At 41.2% G+C, this 21,981-nt stretch carries 19 protein-coding genes; 10 read left to right on the top strand and 9 right to left on the bottom strand.

Features of this window, described 5'->3' with window-relative positions:
* Positions 1–40 precede the first annotated feature (40 nt).
* The 6 genes from CYL31_RS15275 to CYL31_RS15300 form a co-directional block, all read right to left on the bottom strand.
* A complete protein-coding gene (locus CYL31_RS15275) occupies positions 41–1,141 on the bottom strand; it encodes an MJ1255/VC2487 family glycosyltransferase (RefSeq protein WP_212916039.1) in 1,101 nt (366 codons plus the stop codon).
* Entirely contained in the window at positions 1,138–1,653 is a 516-nt protein-coding gene (locus CYL31_RS15280) for a phosphatase PAP2 family protein (RefSeq protein ID WP_212916040.1), read from the bottom strand. Before CYL31_RS15280 ends, CYL31_RS15275 begins: the two co-directional genes overlap by 4 nt.
* Positions 1,654–1,838: 185 nt before the next feature.
* Positions 1,839–2,894: a phospholipase A gene (locus CYL31_RS15285; RefSeq protein ID WP_212916041.1), complete on the bottom strand. Its 1,056-nt coding sequence runs from the start codon at positions 2,892–2,894 to the stop codon at positions 1,839–1,841.
* 38 nt (positions 2,895–2,932) lie between these two features.
* Positions 2,933–3,283 carry a 5-carboxymethyl-2-hydroxymuconate Delta-isomerase gene (locus CYL31_RS15290; RefSeq protein WP_212916042.1) on the bottom strand — a complete coding sequence of 117 codons (351 nt, stop codon included), beginning with the start codon at positions 3,281–3,283 and terminating at the stop codon, positions 2,933–2,935.
* A gap of 38 nt (positions 3,284–3,321) precedes the next feature.
* Positions 3,322–4,257, bottom strand: a complete 936-nt coding sequence (locus CYL31_RS15295) for a 2-hydroxyacid dehydrogenase (protein WP_212916043.1) — start codon at positions 4,255–4,257, stop codon at positions 3,322–3,324.
* Positions 4,254–4,667 carry a VOC family protein gene (locus tag CYL31_RS15300; RefSeq protein ID WP_212916044.1) on the bottom strand — a complete coding sequence of 138 codons (414 nt, stop codon included), beginning with the start codon at positions 4,665–4,667 and terminating at the stop codon, positions 4,254–4,256. The genes CYL31_RS15295 and CYL31_RS15300 overlap by 4 nt, the downstream gene beginning before the upstream one ends.
* A gap of 452 nt (positions 4,668–5,119) precedes the next feature.
* Here CYL31_RS15300 and CYL31_RS20855 point away from each other — a divergent pair, with 452 nt between their 5' ends.
* The 10 genes from CYL31_RS20855 to CYL31_RS15350 all read left to right on the top strand — a co-directional run bounded on the left by CYL31_RS20855 (position 5,120) and on the right by CYL31_RS15350 (position 15,584).
* Positions 5,120–6,274: a methyl-accepting chemotaxis protein gene (locus tag CYL31_RS20855; protein ID WP_212916045.1), complete on the top strand. Its 1,155-nt coding sequence runs from the start codon at positions 5,120–5,122 to the stop codon at positions 6,272–6,274.
* A 19-nt stretch (positions 6,275–6,293) separates the two neighbouring features.
* Positions 6,294–6,572 (top strand): STAS domain-containing protein, encoded by a 279-nt coding sequence (locus tag CYL31_RS15310; protein ID WP_212916046.1) that lies wholly within the window; start codon positions 6,294–6,296, stop codon positions 6,570–6,572.
* Positions 6,511–8,220: a SpoIIE family protein phosphatase gene (locus CYL31_RS15315; RefSeq protein WP_212916047.1), complete on the top strand. Its 1,710-nt coding sequence runs from the start codon at positions 6,511–6,513 to the stop codon at positions 8,218–8,220. Before CYL31_RS15310 ends, CYL31_RS15315 begins: the two co-directional genes overlap by 62 nt.
* A gap of 8 nt (positions 8,221–8,228) precedes the next feature.
* Positions 8,229–8,594 (top strand): response regulator, encoded by a 366-nt coding sequence (locus tag CYL31_RS15320; RefSeq protein ID WP_212916048.1) that lies wholly within the window; start codon positions 8,229–8,231, stop codon positions 8,592–8,594.
* 33 nt (positions 8,595–8,627) lie between these two features.
* Positions 8,628–10,646 carry a chemotaxis protein CheA gene (locus CYL31_RS15325; protein ID WP_212916049.1) on the top strand — a complete coding sequence of 673 codons (2,019 nt, stop codon included), beginning with the start codon at positions 8,628–8,630 and terminating at the stop codon, positions 10,644–10,646.
* Positions 10,647–10,659: 13 nt separating this feature from the next.
* Positions 10,660–11,142: a chemotaxis protein CheW gene (locus tag CYL31_RS15330; protein ID WP_212916050.1), complete on the top strand. Its 483-nt coding sequence runs from the start codon at positions 10,660–10,662 to the stop codon at positions 11,140–11,142.
* Positions 11,143–11,212: 70 nt separating this feature from the next.
* Positions 11,213–13,093, top strand: coding sequence for a methyl-accepting chemotaxis protein (locus CYL31_RS20860; RefSeq protein ID WP_212916051.1), 1,881 nt, complete (start codon positions 11,213–11,215; stop codon positions 13,091–13,093).
* Positions 13,094–13,098: 5 nt separating this feature from the next.
* Positions 13,099–13,896, top strand: a complete 798-nt coding sequence (locus CYL31_RS15340; RefSeq protein WP_212916052.1) for a CheR family methyltransferase — start codon at positions 13,099–13,101, stop codon at positions 13,894–13,896.
* A 9-nt stretch (positions 13,897–13,905) separates the two neighbouring features.
* The gene (gene cheD, locus CYL31_RS15345) at positions 13,906–14,526 is read left to right on the top strand and encodes a chemoreceptor glutamine deamidase CheD (protein WP_212916053.1); all 621 of its coding nucleotides are present in this window, start codon (positions 13,906–13,908) and stop codon (positions 14,524–14,526) included.
* Between the two features lie 17 nt (positions 14,527–14,543).
* Positions 14,544–15,584, top strand: a complete 1,041-nt coding sequence (locus CYL31_RS15350) for a protein-glutamate methylesterase/protein-glutamine glutaminase (protein ID WP_212916054.1) — start codon at positions 14,544–14,546, stop codon at positions 15,582–15,584.
* 106 nt (positions 15,585–15,690) lie between these two features.
* Here CYL31_RS15350 and CYL31_RS15355 read toward each other — a convergent pair whose 3' ends face one another.
* The 3 genes from CYL31_RS15355 to CYL31_RS15365 form a co-directional block, all read right to left on the bottom strand.
* The gene (locus tag CYL31_RS15355; protein WP_212916055.1) at positions 15,691–17,253 is read right to left on the bottom strand and encodes an FMN-binding glutamate synthase family protein; all 1,563 of its coding nucleotides are present in this window, start codon (positions 17,251–17,253) and stop codon (positions 15,691–15,693) included.
* A 45-nt stretch (positions 17,254–17,298) separates the two neighbouring features.
* Entirely contained in the window at positions 17,299–19,719 is a 2,421-nt protein-coding gene (locus CYL31_RS15360) for a putative bifunctional diguanylate cyclase/phosphodiesterase (protein ID WP_212916056.1), read from the bottom strand.
* Between the two features lie 317 nt (positions 19,720–20,036).
* Positions 20,037–21,938 (bottom strand): PhoX family protein, encoded by a 1,902-nt coding sequence (locus CYL31_RS15365; protein ID WP_212916057.1) that lies wholly within the window; start codon positions 21,936–21,938, stop codon positions 20,037–20,039.
* Positions 21,939–21,981: the final 43 nt, after the last annotated feature.

Here is a 21,981-nt window from a genome sequence, read left to right on the forward strand (position 1 = left end):
ATTAACAAGAGACATTTACACTAAGTTACGGCCTACTAGTTTAGGCCGTAACGCTTTTTACTCTCTTGGTATTATGAATTAGCGTTTGGTTATTGTATTTAAAATCAATACCGCGAACATTCGGTGTTTGTCGCCATAAAGACTCACACAAATCAGACACGCTAATATCATTACTAGATTGCAACCAAGCAACAACAGAACGAGCGACATTAGGATACGATATCTGCACTACTCTACTGGTTTCTAGCCACTCTTGAATAACTTGCGAATTTAATACATCTGTTGTTTTCGCAACGTCTAAAAAGTCTAGGGCGATGGCGTTAGAATGTTGCTCTATTTGTCCTTTAAGCGGCTTTGCCAGAATACGACGACCAAGCTGTAAGGCTTCGGAATTTAGTTCAAATCCAGCATTACAAAGTACAGATTCACATTCACTTAAGTTCTTTTGAAACACTTCCCGACCAAAAGCAAAAACTTCTACATTGCCGTAGACACCAGGTTCAATGTCTTTGCAATGAAGACGGAAGCGATAATCCGGCACGCCATCTAGCCAATCCAAAACAGCTTCACTGTTCTCAAAAGGTAAATAGACTAAAACGTGCTCAGGATCGGGCATGTTTTTCATTTGCTGCGCATGAATAAGTGGCGGCAAAATGGGATAACCAAAATGATGCCAATGAGCTCCTAATTGGATTGCTGCAGGCGCAAAATTTGACATTACCCACTGCGCAATAAAGTTTTTCTTGTAGCGTGGAATATCATATTTGAACGCATATTGATGGCCAAACCCAACACAAGGCACGCCTTGACGTTTAGCAGCCCAAGCAACGATAGGCTCAAAATCAGTGATGACCAAATCATAGCCACGGGTATCTATCGAACGAATATCTCGATACAACTTAAAAAAATTGGCGCTCTTACAAGTGGCATATAAGTCTAGCTGACCATTTCGAGCGACAAAACTCAAACCTTGAAAAGTTCGGTAATTGCCAAATACCGCCATATCAAAGTAGTCCTCTGGCTTACGACCAGAAAAAACAAAATCTACTTCTACGCCAGCGGCATGCATTTCTGCCGCCATGGCTCGCGCTCGAGTAATATGACCATTCCCCGTCCCTTGAACACCGTACAATATTTTCATACCAAAATACCTATTGCCATCGCTGCGCAAGCAGTACCTAATAAAGCTCCAATCACGGTATCTGTTGGAAAATGCACACCTAGAAAAATACGTGATAAGCCGACATTTGCCGCCCAGAAATACAACATGACATTCAAGCTGGGAAACCACTCAGATAGACAAAAGGCCACAAAAAAAGCCCCTGATGTGTGACCTGACGGAAAAGAGAATTGATCTGAAGGAATAATAAAACTATTAAAATCATCCAACGCATCGGCTGGACGATTGCGTTTAAAACCGCGCTTCAATGCAAAGTACACAACACGCTCGACTAAAAAACCCAATATCAATACCAACGTTAGTGTTGCCTCACCAGCGAACCAAAATAACAATGCTAATAACGCGTAAAGCGGGCCATCCGCTGAAAATGAAACGGCTCGCCCGATACGAGTTAATGTCGCTCTGTGCTTGCGCGCCATACACCAAGAAAAAGTTTGTACATCAACTGCGTGGATATTCTGAAGTATGTTCATCCTTATCACCTCACTGGTTTTGTCTTACTACCAACATAGACCAGTAAAATGTCCGTTCTGTGGCATTAGTATGACAACTTAGTGACATACCTAAACCACAACTTTCAGGCAAAAAAATACCTCGACATAACGAGGCATTTAGAAACATGTCATCTCAGCTTATTCAAAGTCTATTGCTAAGCTAACTATAGCCAGTTAGTCAGCATTATCCCCACACCAAGAGATTGAGTTTGATGATTGTAGTCCAACAAAGATTGCCCATAACCATTAAAGTATTGAACATAGCCGCGCGTTTTCCCCCATAAAGGAAAAGTAAAACCAACTTGAATCGCGCCCCTGTTATCAGACGACTTAAAGTTATTTCTCAGCATCACATCAATGGTGTAGTCATCAATGACATGTATCACATTAAACTCACCATAGCCGTAATAGTTCTCTATATTCGGGTTATCATCCACTTTTGAGCTTTCAGGAATTCGATACCACGGCTTAATAGAAAAAGCTGTGTCGCCATGTTCAAACATGAAATCCACATAAAAACGGTTCCAAGAACGAGATAAATCCCCTGATTGACCATTAGATTGATGATTGAAGCCATACGTCACGTAGTTCGGCTTAATCCCTAAAAGGCCTTTTTTAGGTTTGGTCACGACAAAGACTTCAGGCTCATGATTGGTATCACGAAAAGGTGAGGAAATTGTGCTGTTGTAAGCCTGCCAGTAAGCTTGCTGAGTATAGGCAAACCATAAACTACTATCTCGTCCTACCACATCGTAGGCAACAGGAAACTTCACGCTCAGTTGAAACTTAAATTCTACGCTTTCCAACTCATCCGAATCTGCCGCTTGATCACCTAAAAAAGCACGGTCATTCGGATTAGAGGTATAGGAAAAAGGTAAGAAATAATTTGGCTTATGAGGCGTTAAAACAAACGGATTATTTGCGGTATTGGTTTCTCTATTCTCCCTTTGTTGAAACAAACCATTCGCATCTCTTGCCCGCTTAGAGATAGATTCAGGAACTTCTGGCTCCTCAGGAGCGTAAGGCTCGTCTAAACCATCATCCGCAGATGCCTCGCTGTTAGACTCTAAGTTTTCCCGTTCTGAACCGTTTAGTTCGGTATTTTCAGAAACTATCGCACTATCCGACTCGGTCGTTAACGCCTTATCCAGTTCGGGTAGATCTGCCTGAGCCCAAAGCAAACTCGGAAGAAATATCATTGAGCACATAATGGCTTTCATTATTTAAAGACCTTTTTGGGCGATCAAAATCACCATTATTATTGGGATAGAACAACCTTTTTAGCGTAGGTATCGCGTTCCATTTCACAGACTTCCACCGAGAAACTAACATCCTTTAATGAAAACTGTGTTAAAGCTTCTAGAACTAAATGAGAAAGTTGCTTTCTCTGCTCCATTGTTCGACCAGAAAGCATTCTTAGAATGACATGAACGAAAGCATCTTCTTTTCCAGCGGTTAAAAAGCTCTTATAGGGGAAACTACGTAATTTGATGTCTTCTTCAGTAAACAGTGTCGATGCAATACAGGCACCCTTAACCGCCTCAAGTAAGTCTACTGGGGGCACTTCTTGTTCTAAATTTTGGCTATATTCAACGATACAATGCGGCATTTAAGACTCCATTTTTAGACTTATTAGATATTATTCCACTAATAACCACGAACCGGATCAACAGCTGGCGGAATATTACCCGTCAGTCGATACTGTTTAATATTTTCAGCGACAATTTCGCTGGCACTTACAGGGTGTGTTGGCGCAGAGATATGTGGCAATACAGTGATAGAATCATGCTGCCAAAATGAGTGATTTATAGGCAACGGCTCTTGCATAAAGACATCCAACACAGCGTGGGACAAAGCCCCTTGTTCAAGTTTCGTTAACAAAGCTTCATCATCAATAATGAGACCACGAGCAAAATTAATTAAGCTTGCTCCTATTGGTAAACATGACAGATTTTGATCATTGAGCAAGCCCTTAGTTTCTATCGTCAAGGGCAAAAGACAAACGAGTATATCACTTTGTCGCAACAATGGGATGAGCCCTTCCTCGCCATAAAAACACTCAACTCCTGCAACCTGCTTGGGGTTTCGACTCCATCCCGCAACGGAAAAACCGTTAGCGACTAAACGCTGCGCACTAACGGCACCTAGCTCCCCTAATCCAAGTACACCGATTCGGCGATCTTGAGCACGCACCATGGGTTGTTGAATCCAAGATTTTTTTGACTGCTGCTTGGCATATGTTGGCATATCTCGATGAAGGTAAAGCGTCCAAGCTAAGACTGCTTCAGACATAGTCTGGGCCAAATTGGAATCAACTAAACGCACAATTGAAAAAGGTGGTGACGACAGTTCATTGATCATACGTTCAACACCTGCCCATACACTATGAACCCACTTTAATGAAGGTAGCTCTAATAAATGATCAGGGTCTGGATTGGCGACAATAGCAATCTCACATTGCAGCTTTTGCTCTGGAGTTAAATCGGCAAAAAGTACGATCATTTCATTTGGCATTGCCGCCGATAAATGCTTAATCCAAATATTTTGTTCTGACAAATCAGCGCGACTAATAAAAGGGATCATTTTTCATACACCTGAGCCAAGTCTTTAAAGCCTTTTAACTCAATAGCATTTCCACTTGGATCTTTAAAAAACATTGTCCATTGCTCCCCAGGCAAGCCTTCAAAGCGAACACTTGGAGCAAGATCAAACGCCACATTCGCTTCAGTTAGACGCTTTGCCAACTTCTGCCATTCCTCTAACGGTAAAATCAACCCAAAGTGTGGCATAGGAACAAGATGATCACCGACTCTACCCGTATTTGTCGTTGGACTTGGCACACCTAAATGAAGAGACAGTTGATGCCCGTAGAAATCAAAATCCACCCAAGTCTCAGTGCTGCGGCCTTCAATGCAACCTAAAACTTGCGTATAAAAAAGGCGCGTTTCGTCTAAAGAAGTAACGTGAAAGGCGTAATGAAATAAAGCGGACATAAGCATTCCTAACAACAATGAATTAGGTTAGAAAAATACAGCACACAGAGCAAAAGTAAACATCAATCCGCTGTCCCCAGCATATAGTAAGCATTTAAAAAAGAAATGTCTTATGTCCCAAAAAACCTACAGTGCACCACAGTTATCGCCTCTTTCATCCCACCTTTATAAGCCTCATAAATTAATGTCTCTATCACTTCATATTTTCATTAATTTCATCAATATCGCCATTTTTAAATCCTTTAACGACATTCCTAAAATGTATTTTTGTATCAATGCTTTGTCACGTTTCATGGTGTTTTGTATCTATTTGCAAAGGGACATATACAAGAAAATCATTATTAATATACTGCTTAAAATGACTTATAAAATTTATTCGTCATTTTTGAAAATATTTTATTTTATTGACTACACTTATTTTGTTGAATGGTACAAACAGCTTAAGGATAAACATGTTGCGATTTCTTCTTTGTCATTGTTTTGCATTAGTAGTAGCTGGAATTCTGGTATATGAATCTTTAATGTGGGAGGCGATTGCGGTTCTTGCAGTATTTGGTTTTATCCCAATTCTTTTATCTAAGTCACCAAAAAATAAAGCTGATACCCCAGAAGAAGCCAAGGTAGCTGCCGCTATTCATTCTTCTCAAGCGGATCATGTATCGATTCCTGAAGCATTGTTTAGCAGAGACCTAGTGCCTTTATTAAATGTATGTGGTGAAGACCTTAACAATGTACTTGCCACACAAAAAAGTGCAGTAGAGCTACTTAATAATGCCTTTATAGAAACAAATTCATTGATTGAGCAACAAGCCGGCTGTATTAATCACTTAGTTGAAACAGATAGTGATGACAATAAATATTACAGCGAAGTCATGCGTGACTTTGCAGCACAGACTGCAACCACCTTAGACAAGTTCATCGAAAGTACAATTGAAATGTCAGCCTCATCTATGGAGCTACTCTCAAAGGTCAATGAAATCCATGATGAAATGCCTGAAATTGCAAAAGCCTTAAAAGATATTGATGACATTGCCGATCAAACCAACCTTCTAGCACTCAATGCAGCTATTGAAGCCGCCAGAGCGGGTGAAGCAGGACGTGGCTTTGCTGTTGTTGCAGATGAGGTTCGCTCACTATCCAATCGATCTTCTGGTTTTAGTATTGCCATCCAATCCCGTCTCAAAAAGATCCAAGACCAAGTCTCTAGCTTAACAAAATCAATGGAGCGATTAGCCGCCCATGATGTGACTTACATAATGGAATCTAAAAAAACCATGAACAGCGCCTTGCAGCACATTGTTAAAAAAGCGGAAGACGATGCAGGCATTACATTAGAACTGGAGAATCTTGCCAAGGCTTTAGAATCAGCCATATTCGATGCCACCAGAGCGCTACAGTTTGACGATATCAACGGACAAAACATCACGTATACCATTGAAGTGTTGGGCTTTATGGGCGAACAGTTGAGCTCTGTGAACGATGAATCTTCGGACAATATAGAGCACGTATTAAGGGATAAATTAGAAATAATAAAACAACGTAGCCAACAAAAACATAACCCTGTTTCACAACAAAATATTGAAAGCGGCGACATTGATTTATTTTAAATAAGGACGAGAGGTTCGCATGTCAGAATTCATAGTGATTAATATGCCTGAAAGATTTGATTTTAGTACCCATGGGTGGTTCACCAAAGCCTATGAAGAAGCATTAACCAAAACAAAAAAAATCGTATTAGATTTTTCTCGTGTCGCCTATGTGGATTCTTCCGCCCTAGGAATGATGGTTCTTCTGCACCGTCAGATAAGTGCCACTTCAGGTCAAGGCACCATTCGAAATGTAAATGGAACAGCAAAAGATATTCTTGACATGGCTAATTTTGAGAAGTTATTTAGCTATGAATAAGATAAGTAAAGTTCTTTTATTAGAAGATAACGCTTCAACACGCTTAATTGTGTCTAAGGCACTTCAAAATAAAGGGATTGAGGTGGTATTAGCATCGACACTTGAAGAAGTTCGTCAGTGTTTTGCTGATGACTCTATAAAACTTTTCTTACTAGATGTTCATCTACCAGATGGAATGTCAGATGAATTAATTCCACAAATTCGTCAACTCTATCCAATGGCGCCGATTCTGATGATAACAGCAGAATACGATAGTGCTCACATGGCACGATTGTTTGACGCTGGTGTAAAAGACTTTATTCAAAAACCCATTCTTCCACTGCTGTTATCGAATAAAGTACAAAGCTTTCTTGATTGGTCAGAAGTAGAGCTCGCTCTTTTTAGAGCAAACGAAAACTACTTAAGTATTATGCAAGAAAAAGAGCAAGAAGAAGCGCTGGCTTTTTTTGTCTACGATCATATTTTACACACGCACTCTCATTCTATCGAAGGGGTAAATGTCGCAACGCTTTCTAGCGGAAGATTCTGTGGAGATATTCTGATATCAGCACAATCCCCAAATGGCAATTTGATTATCATGTTGGGGGATGCAACGGGGCATGGTATGGCCGCAGCTATTACTATTTACCCTATGGTCGTGACTTTTAACGCCATGGTAGCAAAGGGATTATCACCAGGTGCTATATTGCGAGAATTAAGCGATAAACACTCACAAACAGTCCCAAGTAACCGTTTTTTTGCCTGTATTTTAATAGAAATATGTCTGTCAAAAAATACCATCAGTATCTGGAATGGCGGAATGCCTAATGTACTTATCTTCGATAACAACAAACAATTGATAGATAAAGTTCCAGCAAAAAACATGGCGATAGGTATTTTACCAACTAACGACATCAGTACTAAATTCGATACATACCCCATTGAAAATATTGGATTTATTTCATTTTTTAGCGACGGACTAATTGAAAACAAATGCAATAATAATAAAACACTTTGTTTTGAAGACGCTTATGCTCTTATTGCTGAATGCCCCACCGAAACAGAATATACAATTACTCGCATGCGGGCTATGGATGTAAGTCCAATGAGTAACCACGATGATATGACTTTATGCTGCCTAGATTTAGGTATTTTAAGGAATGAGCTATCTAGCAGCCCTGTCGAAAAACCATTCCCCAAAGGCAACTTTGCATTCAATTTTGAACTATTTGGAGATGCACTACTAAACGACAGTTTTACCTTAAAAATGATAGAGCTACTCGAGAGCTATGGCTTTTCTCCGTCGTTTTGCCAACGTGTATTTACCGTATCGACTGAATTAATTGTTAATTCAGTCGATCACGGAATTTTAAACATCCAATCCAATTTGAAAAAATCCGATTTTATTTCTTATCTTGATGATAGGAATGCGGCCATTAAAAAGCTTAATGATAGCCAAAGAATTACCGTAGCACTTAGCTGGAATCAATTTGAGAAATCATTGCTCTTGACTGTCTCTGATTCTGGTAATGGTTATCAGATAAAAACTGAAACGATCCAACCAGACACTCAAGCGCATGGTCGAGGCTTAAGTATTGTAAATACCTTATGCAATAGCCTTGTCTATGACCAAAACACCAACACAACACTCGCAACCTTACGATACTAGGATGAATTATGAGCAAAAAACTACTTGTCGTAGATGACTCCCCTTCTGTTCGCCAGATGGTAGAAATGACCCTAAAAGGGGCTGGATATGCTGTAAAAACAGCCAATGATGGCCAAGCTGCATTAGGCCTTTGTAAGACTGAAATGTTTGATTTCGTACTCACGGATCAAAACATGCCCAATATGGACGGTCTTACCTTGATCAAATCACTGCGCGCGATGCCTAGTTATGCTCGGGTTCCTCTTATTGTCCTAACAACCGAAGCTGGGGACACAATGAAACAGAAAGGCAAGGCTGCAGGAGCTACTGGGTGGATGGTCAAGCCATTTGACCCTAAAAAGCTACTCGAAGTCGTTGCGAAAGTGCTTCGTTAAGAACCTCATTTTGCGAATTCATTGAGAGACAGTATGGATAATTTAAGTCAATACAATGAGGTTTTTTTCGAGGAGGCACAAGAACACCTCGAAACAATGGAAACACTATTGCTTGCCTACGATATCGATGCACCCGATATGGAAGAGTTAAATAGTGTTTTCCGTGCCGCCCACTCCATTAAAGGTGGTAGCGATATTTTTGGTTTCAAAGCTTTGACAGGGTTAACGCATGTTATGGAAAACATGTTGGACTCTGCGAGAAATAATGAGCTGATATTAACAACGGATCTCATCACAGTTCTACTTGAAACAACCGATGTGCTTAAAAATATTCTTAGCTGCTATCGTGAAGAAAGTGAAATCGACTGGGAAATCATTGAAGCAAGTAAAGAAAGGCTAGGAGCCACATTACAAGCAATCGCAGGGGCAGGTGAACAAATCGATGCCCTTTTAGAAGAGGAAGAAGATCAAGGGTTCGGCTTTTTTGACGAAGACGATGATGAAAGCGAAGAACAAGAAGATCCAGGTTTTGGCTTTTTTGACGAAGACGATGATAAAAGCGAAGAACAAGAAGACCTAGGTTTTGGCTTTTTTGATGATGATCTTAATAGCGAAAAAGCGCCAGCCGATGACGAAAATGTTGGCTTTGGTTTTTTTGACGAAAACATCGATACCTCAAATGAAGCTGACGAGCAACAAAACCCTGTTGAAAGAGATGAGATACAAAAGGAAGAAACTGACAACATCGGCTATGGGTTCTTTAATGAAGATCCTCAGACTGAACCAGCAGCCACACCTATAGAAAATACAACGACACCACAACAAGCCACAACGCAGAAAAAAACGGCTGTAAAAGCACCGGCAAAAGCAGCCGACACAAAAGCGGAAGCCACCAGCATTCGAGTTGAAACAAATAAAATCGACAAACTGGTTAACCTAGTCGGCGAGCTTGTTATAACCCAATCCATGCTGAATTTAATCGGCAGCGAAGTACAAGAAAGCATTGCCGATAAAATGCAATCGGCACTGATTGAACTTGAGCGAAACACCCGTGAAATTCAAGAAGCTGTTATGTCTGTACGTATGCTGCCTATTTCATTTGTATTTAACCGTTTCCCCAGACTTGTCCGAGATTTATCCACTAAATTAGAGAAAAAAATAAATCTAGTCATTGAAGGCGGAAATACAGAAATTGACAAAAATCTAGTAGAGAAAATCTCCGACCCTCTTCTACATTTAATTAGAAACAGCGTTGATCATGGTATTGAAATGCCATCAAAACGTTTGGAAGCTCATAAAGATGAAACAGGCATCGTTAAACTTTCAGCAGCTCAAAGAGGTGGCGAAATTGTTATCACCATAGCCGACGATGGCGCGGGCTTAAATCGAGAACGGATCATCGAAAAGGCGCTAGAAAAAGAACTATCGTTACCAGAAACGTTATCAGACAGCGACGTTTGGCAGCTCATATTTGAAGCAGGTTTTTCCACCGCTGCAGAAGTCACAGATGTATCTGGTCGAGGCGTTGGAATGGACGTGGTACGCCGCAACATTGAATCTCTGGGCGGACGTATCGAAATCACCTCTGCAGCAGGAATTGGCACAGTATTTACCATTAGCTTACCACTGACACTAGCCATCCTTGACGGTATGACTGTCGAGGCTTCAGATCAGGTATTTATTATTCCTCTAGTTAATATTGTAGAGAGTATTCAGCCTGTTGCAGAGCAGATAAAGCGCATAAAAGGAAAGCAACTACTTTGGGTGCGTGAAGAATACTGGCCTCTTATTGATATTGGAAAAACATTAGGTGGCAATACCACAGCAACGAATTTAGAAACAGGGATTGTTGTTCTGGTTGAAACATCAAAACAACGATTTGGTTTAGTGATTGATTCCCTTTTAGGTCAACAACAAGTGGTGATTAAAAACCTAGAACGACATTATCGTCGAGTAGAAGGGATTGCTGGTGCGACCATAATGGGCGATGGAAGTGTCGCGTTAATTTTGGACGTTGACTCCATGACACAATTCATCCAATCGAACTTATAAGGAGGCATTTATTATGGCAATACTTAAGCAGGGTAATACGTCTTCAATGCCTGCAAAAGAGTTCTTAACATTTGTATTGGGCGATGAAACCTATGCGCTTGATATTATGACTGTTAAAGAAATTCGTGGTTATGAACCGGCAACTAAAATTGCTAATGCACCTAGTTATATTAAAGGCGTTATTAACCTGCGTGGCGATATCGTCCCGATTGTTGATTTACGAATTAAATTCAACATAGGTGAAGCGACTTATAACGAATGGACTATTGTGATTATGCTTAATGTGCGTGATCGCGTGGTAGGAATTGTAGTTGATGGCGTTTCAGATGTAATGAATCTAGAAGCCGAAGAGATTAAACCAGCACCTGAGTTTGGTGTAGCTTTCGATAGCCGTTATCTCCATGGACTTGCCGCTTTGGAAGATCAAATGGTCATCATCGTCGATATTGAAGAGCTCATATCAAGCGATGAGATAGGCGTATTCGAGAGCGCATAAGGATAAACATTATTCACAGTTGGCCTTCAAGGCTTCAAAGTAAACACGATTCATAGGAAGGGTTATTACCATGTTAAAAAGCCTGTTTTCAAAACGATTAGATGATAATCAAATGATTATCGCCAAAGACGATTGGGTCAATGCTCAAGGTCAATTAGATGCATTGACTCGTTCTCAAGCCATTATTGAATTTGACCTACACGGCAATATTTTAATTGCCAATGACAATTTCCTTAATGCGCTTGGTTATTCTTTAGAAGAAGTTCAAGGCAAACACCATAGTATTTTTGTTGATAACAAATACCGAAATAGCCGTGAGTACAAAGACTTCTGGGCTAAACTGGGTAATGGTGAATTCCAGAGCGGTGAATTCTGTCGCTATTCTAAAGACGGTGAAGCCGTTTGGATTGAGGCGAGTTACAACCCTATTTTTGACAATAACAACAAACCGTACAAAGTTGTTAAATTTGCGACCGATATCACCGAAAAGAAAAAACAAAATACCGATTATGAGAGTCAGCTAGACGCGATTTCTAAATCTCAAGCGGTTATCTCTTTTGAACTCGATGGCACCATTCTTTCAGCAAATGATAATTTTCTGAATGCTCTCGGCTACTCGCTAGGCGAAGTTGAAGGTAAACATCATAGCTTGTTTGTTGATTCCGAATACAAGAAATCCGAAGAATATCGTAATTTCTGGCGCAGCCTTGCAAACGGTGAACATTTCATCGGACGTTATCCACGAGTGCATAAAAGCGGTAAAGTAATTTGGATACAGGCCAACTACAGCCCTATCCGAGACCCAAGTGGCACACCTTATAAAGTCGTGAAGTTCGCAACGGATATTACTACTGAAGTAGAAGCCGAACAGCAACTTCAACTTACCGTGAGCCAAGTCAACTCAGCCATCGATGCAGCGGTAAATAATGATCTAACGCAGCGAGTAGAGACTGAAGATAAATCCGACATGATGCTCAGTATCTCACAAGGCGTTAACTCTCTGCTCGATACCATGACTGAAATCATCATCAATATTAAAAATGCATCAGATGCTGTGTATACCGGTGCTCGTGAAATATCAAACGGTAATACAGACCTTTCTAATCGTACTGAACAACAGGCTTCTAGCTTAGAAGAAACCGCATCCAGTATGGAAGAATTAACAGGTACGGTGCGACAAAATGCCGACAGCGCTAAGCAAGCAAATAACCTAGCTTCCAATGCAGTAACCATCGCAATCGATGGTGGCCACCTAATAGAAGATGTTGTGAAAACCATGGCATCGATTAATGAGTCATCTCAAAAAATTGCCGATATCATTGGCATGATTGATGGCATTGCTTTCCAAACAAATATCCTAGCACTTAACGCGGCCGTTGAAGCGGCCAGAGCTGGTGAGCAAGGGCGTGGGTTTGCGGTTGTGGCGTCTGAAGTCAGAACCTTAGCGCAACGTTCAGCCAATGCAGCAAAAGACATTAAAGACCTTATTTCTGAGTCAGCGACAAAAATAAACAATGGTAATGATCTGGTTAATAAATCGGGCAATACCATGCGAGAAGTGGTTTCTGCCATCAAGCAGGTGAATGACATTATGGCTGAAATTGCCAGCGCATCAGCAGAGCAATCTTCTGGACTGGATGAGATAGGTAAGGCCGTAAGTCAAATGGATGAAATGACTCAGCAAAACGCGGCGCTAGTAGAAGAAGCCGCCGCCGCATCTGAAAGTCTATTAGGCCAAGCAGATCAATTAACGATGAACGTCAATAAATTCATATTGAATGATGACAATCAGTCTCAGAATATTAAACAAATTGCCCACACAACGAAATCGACACCCTCAAAACCTTCTACTGTGAAAAAACTGCCTTCTGCGTCAGCTCCGGTTAAAAAAGCGAAGCCTTTACCAAAGCCTCAAATCGATGATGAAGACGATGGTTGGGAGGAGTTCTAAATCGTATGGAAAGGGAATTTGGGTTCACTCAAAGCGATTTTAATAAGGTGCGTACTATCCTTGTCGGACTGACAGGGATAAAGCTCGCCGACTCAAAAGAGTCGTTAGTATACAGCCGCCTAACCCCCAGAATCCGTAAGCTGGGGTTAAAAAGCACCAAAGAATATTTAAAGTATTTGGAAGACCATCTTGATGAACAAGAAAACTTTATCAATGCTTTAACAACAAACCTGACCTCTTTCTATAGAGAGCCGCACCATTTCAGTATTTTGGCGCAATACATAAACCAAGGTGAATCGGTTAAAAGAATTTGGTGTGCGGCATCGAGTACGGGGGAAGAGCCCTACTCGATAGCCATGAGCTTAGTGAAGGCTTATGGCAAGTTCGATCATGACGTTCAAATTATTGCCTCAGATATCGACAGTAAAGTTCTCGAAGCGGCGAATAAAGGAACTTATCCTTTAGAAAAGGTAGAAGCTCTGCCCGATAAAAAAAGCTTTTTTGTAAAAGGTAAAGGCAGCAATGTGGGTTTAGCCAAAGTGGTGCCGCAGCTACGTGACATGATTGAATTCATCCGCATTAATTTGCTGGATGAAAGTCTTCCAATAGAACCAAATCTAGACGTTATTTTTTGTCGTAATGTGATGATTTATTTTGATAAAGATACACAAGCAAAAATATTAACTAAGTTATTGGCTAAGCTTCGACCCGGGGGTCTTTATATTGCGGGGCACTCTGAGAATTTTTCGCACTTCTCCAATGTTATGAAACCCATTGGTCGAACAGCGTACATCAAACTGTAAGGTTGTCCTATGGCATTAAAAGAATCGGTAATTGAGCACTTTTCGACACGAAAACACTTCGACAACACGTTTGATATTATGTCGGTAAAAGTGCTACCAGGAGAATACTTCGCAACCAAAGACGACGTGATGATTACCACTTTATTGGGATCATGCGTCTCTGTATGTCTATATGATGCTACCGCGAAAGTGGGTGGTATGAACCACTTTCTGCTACCAGACGGCGGAGATGCAAACGACCTGCTGTCTTCTGCAGGGCGTTATGGCGTTTATGCTATGGAGTTATTAATTAACCACCTTATCAAGCTAGGGGCTCGCAGAGAACACTTTAGAGCTAAGGTTTTCGGTGGTGGAAGTGTTATCAAAGGTATGACAACTCAAAACATCGGCAAGAAAAACGTCGATTTCATCCAGTCCTATTTACAGAATGAAGGGATTTCTATTGAGTCCTCGGACTTATTAGATATTTATCCTAGACGTGTTAATTTTTTCCCTTCTACAGGCAGGGTGATGATGAAAAAATTACGTCAACATCATGATACTGAAGCCATTAACTGTGAATTACGTTATAGAAAAGCGATATCTTCTGTCGGTAAAGACAACGACTCGGGCGATGTTGATTTGTTTTAATCCTTTTATGGAAACCTATGCAGCCTAAAAAAATTAAAGTGCTTATTGTCGATGACTCTGTTTCTATGCAAAAAGTTCTGCAGGAAGTCATTGAGTCTGACCCTAGTTTAGAAGTTGTTGGCGTAGCCAAAGATGCTTTTGAAGCAAAGCAAATGGTGAATGATTTATCCCCTGATGTCATCACTCTCGATGTAGAAATGCCTCAAGTAAGTGGGCTGCGCTTTCTTGAAGTACTAATGAAAGTAAAACCCACTCCTGTTGTGATGATATCCACGCTAACTAAAGCGAATGCTGATACTACTTTACAAGCATTGGAATTAGGCGCTGTCGATTACATTGCCAAACCTCAAATAAACCAAGAGGAAATGTTTCAGCGCTATAAAAAAATGGTCATCAAAAAAATTCAAATGGCCGCGTCATGTAACATTTCAACCGGTATAAATCATCAACCTCCAAATACAACCCAGCCATCTGTAGCTGAATCATTTTCCTCTAATAGAGTATTGGCAATCGGGGCATCGACTGGAGGAACAGAAGCGATTAACTATTTACTCAGTAGGCTTCCTAGCGCTAACTTTGCTCTTATGATTGTCCAACATATGCCTGCAGGCTTTACCTCTACCTTTGCAAGCCGTCTAGATAGAACAACAGAATTCACCGTTGTAGAAGCGCAAGGAGGAGAATTGATTCGACCAGGCGTTGCTTACCTGGCACCCGGTGATTTTCACATGAAAGTTATACGCTCGAACGATCAACTCTACACAGACGTATATAAGGCGGAAAAGGTATCTGGTCATCGCCCTTCCGTCGACGTGTTATTTAAATCGGTAGCAGATGAAATTGGCCGCTATGCGTTTGCAACCTTATTAACAGGGATGGGCAAAGATGGCGCGCGAGGACTAAAAAGAATTAAAAATGCCGGAGGGTTTACTGTCGTACAAGATGAGTCTTCCTGTGTGGTATACGGTATGCCGAGAGCCGCTGTCGAATTGGATGCTGCCAACGTTATTACACCATTAAACAATATCAAAGAAACATTCGTCGAAAAGTTACGCTAAAGCCCTTCTAAACAGACGCTCTAACACTATGTAAAGCGCATAAAAAACTGGGATGACACTTTAGAAGTTTCATCCCAGTTTTATTAAAAGCGAAGCAAAAAATAACTTACTGCAGCCTATCTTCCATAGGAACTGCTTTTTCTTGGATTGCAGCCATATTGATGTATTCAGGCCGTATATTCGGCATTGGATTTACTTCTGAAAACAGTACTGACCGACTTTGATTTTCGATAATTCGAACATGAGAGCGATTTAGTTCTCTTGGTTCTTTCACGCCACAAGAATGCGCGATCATGCCAATGCCATGTAATAGCTCGGCTGCGTAGTTGGCAACTCGTTCAGACTTTTCAGCTGCGACTAAACCTTTCTGCAAATCAGGATTATGTGTCGTAATACCAGTAGGGCAGGTATTTTTATTACATTGCAGCGCTTGAATACAACCAAGGGAAAATAAAAAGCCACGTGCAGTAACAACGAAATCAGCACCCGCACTCAAGGCCCAAGCCGCTTTTCCAGGAACAATCAGTTTTCCCGAAGCAATGATTTTTATATAACGGCGTAAGCCATAAGAAGTCACAATATTAACGACCGTTGGCAAGCTTTCACGTAAATGCATGCCAACATAATCCATTAATGGCTGAGGAGCTGCGCCTGTTCCACCATCCGAACTATCAATGGTAATAAAATCAGGGCAGTAATCGATTCCCTTTTTATGGATTAACTCGCATAGGGTTTCGAAAAACTTCAAATCCCCAACCACCATTTTAAAACCAACGGGTTTAGAGGTAACTTGGCGAACATGATGAACCATATTTAATAAATCATCGATGGATTTTATATCGGTATGACCATTTGGACTGATTGAGTCCTCACCCACTGGAATACCGCGAGTATGTGCGATTTCTTCGGTTACTTTTGCTCCTGGCAACATGCCGCCTTTACCAGGCTTGGCACCTTGACTCATTTTAATTTCAAACATGCGTACATTTTGGTGTTCGGCCAAACTCGCCAATTTACTATCGTCTAAGTGGCCTTCTAAGTTACGCACACCGTATTTTGCGGTACCGATTTGAAACACCAAGTCACAACCACCTTCAAGATGATAAGGCGATAAGCCGCCCTCTCCGGTATTCATCCAAACACCCGCTTTACGAGCCCCTTTTGACAAGGCTTGAACTGCAGGTTTAGATAAAGCACCAAAACTCATACCAGAAATATTCACAACAGATCGTGTGCGATATGGTTTTTTCGCAGTGTATTCACCAATACACACTTCTCTAGGCTGGGCAGCGTCTTCATCTAACGTAGGAAAAGCGCAGTTTAAAAAGAAAATGTCGCCAGGTGTTTCCAAAGAACGAGTCGAACCAAAGGCAATCGTGGTATCAACTTTTTTAGCTGCTCGATACGCCCAAGAACGTTCGGCACGATCAAATGGACGCTCTTCACGGTCCATTGCAAAAAAATACTGACGAAAAAACTCACCCAGATGTTCAAAGAGGTAGCGAAAGCGCCCAACAACAGGATAGTTTCGTCTGATTGTATGAGTGGTTTGATGTGTATCAACCCAGTACATCACGAAAACGGAAATAGCAGCGACAAAAAGCAAGAAAACAAACAGCAACGCGCCCCAATGAATGGTCAATGTTGCCAATGAAGACAAGAAATCCATACAGAACCCTTAACATAGAAGGTAAATTTAACTAGCAATACTACGCTATAAAGAAGGCTTCAGCGTGGCTGAATCATGAACAAATGCAGTAATAAATTCATTTGGTGGCAAAGGATGCCCAAAATAATAACCTTGGTAATAAAAACAATCTATCTCTCGCAACCGATCATAATGAGGTAATGTTTCTACACCTTCAGCGAGAACGCTGATATTAAGAGCCTTTGCCATGGCAATAACCGCGTGAACAATCGCCTCATCACTTTTATCTGTCAATAAATCACGTACAAAAGACTGGTCGATTTTCAATCTATCAATAGGTAAAGATTTTAAATATTTAAGAGAGGAATAACCGGTTCCAAAATCATCAATAGAAAGGTGAACACCTAATGCTTTTATGGCGTTCATTTTATCCAAACAGGATGAAAGATCGTTGAGTAGCATATTCTCCGTAATCTCAAGGTCAACACAGCTTGCAGGGACATCATGTTTTCCTAACTGTTCTTTCAACATGGGCAAAAAACCCGCTTGCTGAAACTGAATAGGGCTGACATTAATGGACATGCGCCAAGACAGTTGCCACTTTCCCTCTTTCAGCCAAGTCGCAACTTGTGACAAGGCTTCATTTAAAACCCAATGACCGATTTCAACAATAAGTCCAATTTCTTCTGCCACCGGAATAAATTCAGCAGGTGAAATAAAACCTTTTTTCTCATCTTTCCAACGAATCAAGGCCTCAGCACCAATCAATTCATTTTTATCGTTGGTTTGCGGCTGATAATACAACTCAAACAATTTAAATTCCATAGCATGATGAAGTGCCTTTTCCATTTCAAGACGAGCATCTGAAATTGCCTGCATCTCTGGTTTATACAAAGCAAAGGTATTACGCCCAGATTCCTTTGCTCGATACAAAGCGGTATCGGCCTGCTTTAAAATGGCTTCTGCTGAGCCTTCATTACCATCAAAAATTGTAGCACCTAGACTCGCAGTAATATGAACTTCGTGATGACCTGCTTTTTTAACTTGCTGGCAAGCATACACAATACTGTCAACAAACCCGTTAATCGCCTTTTCAACCAGTTCTTTATCGCTTCCTACATGAGTCAATAAAAAAGCGAATTCATCACCACCCATTCTCGCAAAAACCATATTGTCTTCAATCAGGGGAGAAAGCTGTGATGCAACACAACAAAGTAACTGATCCCCTACATTGTGTCCTAGTGAATCATTAATGGTTTTGAATCGGTCAAGGTCCATAAAAACTACGGCAGAGTAGCCCACAATCGACTTTTGCTGCTTGCGCTTAAAGACTTCATTAAGCTTATCAGCCAAATATTGGCGATTAGGTAGATTGGTTACTGAGTCGTAATAGGCTAAATGATGTATATGCGCTTCAGTTTCTTTACGCTCAGAAACATCTCGAATCAACAGTAACACTTCCGTTCTATCTAATACTTTGTATTTTGCCAAGCGTATCTCAACTGGTAACTCAATACCTCGTATTCGATAGACAGTCTCGACGGTAGAGGGCGAGTTTACTTCGAGCGAATCCAATACACTGGAAAATTCAGACCACGATGATGGCGCATGCAGCATATCAAGTGATTTGGATTGAAGGTCGTCACTTTTCATCTTCAACATATATTGTGCAGCGCTATTAACTAAGATTATTTTATTGCTTTCATCTAGCAACAAAATACCATCCGCAGCGTTTTCTATCATGGCCTTAGTGTGACTATCACTACGCTCTAAATCACTCAGAGCTGTATTTAGCTTATTCCATAATTGCGCAAAAGTAGAATGCAAATTCCCTAATTCATCAGACTTATGATGCCGAGAGAACGACTTAGGCAACGGCAATTCTTTTTTATTACCAACAGTAGATAAAGTCTCTGTTAGACGCATTAAAGGGTGGGTTACTAGAAAATAAAAAACTAAGGATATCAAGGATGCTAGCAACACATCCTTGAACAAATTGTAGATCAGACTGGAAAGGTGCTCTTTGAAGATTTTATCCAGAAGATAACGCTTTTCGGGCAATATAGACAAACGCCCTGCTTGAAAAACGGGCATTTCCAAACGCAGTTCGCGATTATAACTCTGAAGATCAGATAAGAAATAATTAGCTAGTGACTCCGATACAGAAAAATCATGTTTAGTGGATGTTGCTTCCACGAACAGCTCACCTGATTCATCACGAACTTCTACATGAGCAATAGATGGGTTAAAGAGTAAACTATCGATTTGCTGCTGGGCAAAAATAGTATCTAAGCGAAAAACAGCTTCAGATAATGGTTTTTCCACCACTGCAAGCAATTCTTCGAAGTCTTGATTTATTTCCGTTTTCTGAGATCGAACGCCATCAACGAATTGAATACCACTGCTAACCAAACTTAAAACAACCGCGAGCACCAATGTTAAAATTGCTTGTTTAGTAAATAATGATTTAGAGAACACGACGCCCATTCTTACTCACTTAAACCCATATAGCTCACAACCACATTGCTTTCACAGCATCCATACTAATAAACGTCGCAAAAGAAGCTAAATATAAAAAATTAACCGCTAGGTCAAAAAGAACTCATTATTTGCATTTATTATGCACATTCTCAAGACTGACATTTTCTTCCTTGTTAAACAAGAAAGTATAAAAAAAAATTATACATTTTATGATTTAAGTCATGATATCTAGGGAAGGTGCAGAAGATAAAGAGCACCTCAGCTTCAGGCAAGAAAAAAGCCAGCATGAAAACATACTGGCTTCTAGGTGCTACAAAATTTGCTTAACCTATAACGGCACCGTCTTCACGAGAAATTGCGATCACACTTGAACGCGGTACAGACTGACCACCATCTGGCCAATGAGAATTCCCTTCTTCTCCTGGGTGCTGAACACCAATAAACATGGTCGTACGCTCTGCATTCCAGGCTGATCCTGTTATTTCAGATTCTTTAGGTCCGACTAAGAAGCGACGAATTTCACCGGTTTCAGGATCGGCAACCAACATCTGGTTATTACCTTGCCCTTGGAAACCTTTTTCATTCGAATAATTGCCATCTGTTTGAATCCATAACAGGCCTTTAGAGTCGAACTTCAAACCATCTGGCGAGTTAAACATATTGTCTTGGTTAATATTTTTAGAACCCGCATTCGCATCGTCATACACAGCTGGGTTACCTGCCAGCACAAACAAGTCCCATTTGAACTCATTATGAGTATGGTCCGAGTCCATTGGCATCCAGCGTACGATCTGACCAAAGTTGTTTTTCACGCGAGGATTTGGGCCACCTGCTGGTGTTGCATCACCACCCGCATTTGGTTTAACTCCACGGTTTTTATTGTTAGTCAATGAACAATACACTTCCGCTTTGTGAGGATGAGCTGCGACCCATTCAGGTCGATCCATCGTAGTAGCACCCACTTTAGACGCCGCAATACGAGTATGAATCGAAATTTCTGCATCTGTCATTCCTGTAGTTTTAGGTGTCAATGCGACCCATTCACCACGATTGTTGTCATGGAATTTGGCAACATAAAGAGTTCCCTCTTCCAGCAAGTCACGATTATTGCCACCTGCCAAATATTTATGCTTAGAAATGAAGCGGTATAAGAATTCGCCACGCTCATCATCACCAAGATAAACCACAACATGGCCATTCGCCGCGATAGTCAATTCCGCGTTTTCGTGTTTAAAACGACCAAGTGCCGTACGCTTTTTGGGACGTGAAGTTGGATCTAGTGGATCGATCTCAACAATATAACCAAAGCGGTTTGGCTCGTTTGGTTCTTTAACTAGGTTGAAACGGTCATCCGCCATAGCCCAGTTGTAGCGACCTTCGGTGCTCATACCGTAGCGTTTGAATGCTTCAGGCATTTTGTAATCTTTGTCATTTGCCGTGAAGTAGCCATTAAAGTTCTCTTCACACGTCAAATACGTACCCCATGGTGTTTGTCCATTACCACAGTTATTCCATGTGCCTTTTGCTACTAACCCCTTAGGATCTTCTGACGTTTGCATCCATTTATGACCACGTGCGGGGCCTGTAATATCCATGGCAGTATCAGCAGTAATGCGGCGGTTATAAGGAGAGTCCTGGACGATGCCCCATTTACCACCACGTTGCGCCACCTCAATAATGGATACGCCATGGGCTGCTTTGTTCTTACGGACATCATCAGCTGTTGCAGGCATGCCATCAGCGCGATTAGCGTGTAGCGTTTTCTCATTGGTGTATTCATTGTTGATGGCCATAATCTGTTTGCCATCTTTAGAAAAGAAAGCCATGCCGTCATTATGATCGCCAAATGCTAACTCTTGAGAAGCGCCTGTGCCACCTGTCGCCGCATCAAAAGCAGGAGCATTGCTGAACAATGGGTCCCCCCAAGAAGCGACCACTTCCCATTTGTAGCCTTCAGGTACAGTCACGGTATCCAACGAGTTGGCTTTTACCATGCTGAATGCAAGACGAGACTCTGCCGTTCCAGCAGCTAGCGCTTTACCCGCAGCCAATGTCGTCGAGCCCATAACAAAAGCACCAGCTCCAACGGCCACACCGCCACCTAAAAAGCCGCGGCGAGAGACCATTTTAGTAGCGACTTCTTCGAACTCTACCACTTCAGGTGCTGGTCGTACCAGCTCATCTAATTCATCAAACCCTAGTTTTCTGTTGTTCTTGATATTCATAACACTGCCCTATTATTTATAAAAAATTTGTCGCCTAGGCACT

This window comes from Marinomonas sp. A3A (assembly GCF_018336955.1).
GTDB lineage: Bacteria > Pseudomonadota > Gammaproteobacteria > Pseudomonadales > Marinomonadaceae > Marinomonas > Marinomonas lutimaris.

Coding starts and splice junctions, on each gene's coding strand:
- CYL31_RS15350 (WP_212916054.1), top strand. CDS start 14,544: ATGCAGCCTAAAAAAATTAAAGTGCTTATTGTCGATGACTCTGTTTCT.
- CYL31_RS15300 (WP_212916044.1), bottom strand. CDS start 4,667: ATGTCCGCTTTATTTCATTACGCCTTTCACGTTACTTCTTTAGACGAA.
- CYL31_RS15365 (WP_212916057.1), bottom strand. CDS start 21,938: ATGAATATCAAGAACAACAGAAAACTAGGGTTTGATGAATTAGATGAG.
- CYL31_RS15330 (WP_212916050.1), top strand. CDS start 10,660: ATGGCAATACTTAAGCAGGGTAATACGTCTTCAATGCCTGCAAAAGAG.
- cheD (WP_212916053.1), top strand. CDS start 13,906: ATGGCATTAAAAGAATCGGTAATTGAGCACTTTTCGACACGAAAACAC.
- CYL31_RS15320 (WP_212916048.1), top strand. CDS start 8,229: ATGAGCAAAAAACTACTTGTCGTAGATGACTCCCCTTCTGTTCGCCAG.
- CYL31_RS15325 (WP_212916049.1), top strand. CDS start 8,628: ATGGATAATTTAAGTCAATACAATGAGGTTTTTTTCGAGGAGGCACAA.
- CYL31_RS15310 (WP_212916046.1), top strand. CDS start 6,294: ATGTCAGAATTCATAGTGATTAATATGCCTGAAAGATTTGATTTTAGT.
- CYL31_RS15315 (WP_212916047.1), top strand. CDS start 6,511: ATGGAACAGCAAAAGATATTCTTGACATGGCTAATTTTGAGAAGTTAT.
- CYL31_RS15280 (WP_212916040.1), bottom strand. CDS start 1,653: ATGAACATACTTCAGAATATCCACGCAGTTGATGTACAAACTTTTTCT.
- CYL31_RS15290 (WP_212916042.1), bottom strand. CDS start 3,283: ATGCCGCATTGTATCGTTGAATATAGCCAAAATTTAGAACAAGAAGTG.
- CYL31_RS15360 (WP_212916056.1), bottom strand. CDS start 19,719: ATGGGCGTCGTGTTCTCTAAATCATTATTTACTAAACAAGCAATTTTA.
- CYL31_RS20860 (WP_212916051.1), top strand. CDS start 11,213: ATGTTAAAAAGCCTGTTTTCAAAACGATTAGATGATAATCAAATGATT.
- CYL31_RS15275 (WP_212916039.1), bottom strand. CDS start 1,141: ATGAAAATATTGTACGGTGTTCAAGGGACGGGGAATGGTCATATTACT.
- CYL31_RS20855 (WP_212916045.1), top strand. CDS start 5,120: ATGTTGCGATTTCTTCTTTGTCATTGTTTTGCATTAGTAGTAGCTGGA.
- CYL31_RS15295 (WP_212916043.1), bottom strand. CDS start 4,257: ATGATCCCTTTTATTAGTCGCGCTGATTTGTCAGAACAAAATATTTGG.
- CYL31_RS15340 (WP_212916052.1), top strand. CDS start 13,099: ATGGAAAGGGAATTTGGGTTCACTCAAAGCGATTTTAATAAGGTGCGT.
- CYL31_RS15355 (WP_212916055.1), bottom strand. CDS start 17,253: ATGGATTTCTTGTCTTCATTGGCAACATTGACCATTCATTGGGGCGCG.
- CYL31_RS15285 (WP_212916041.1), bottom strand. CDS start 2,894: ATGAAAGCCATTATGTGCTCAATGATATTTCTTCCGAGTTTGCTTTGG.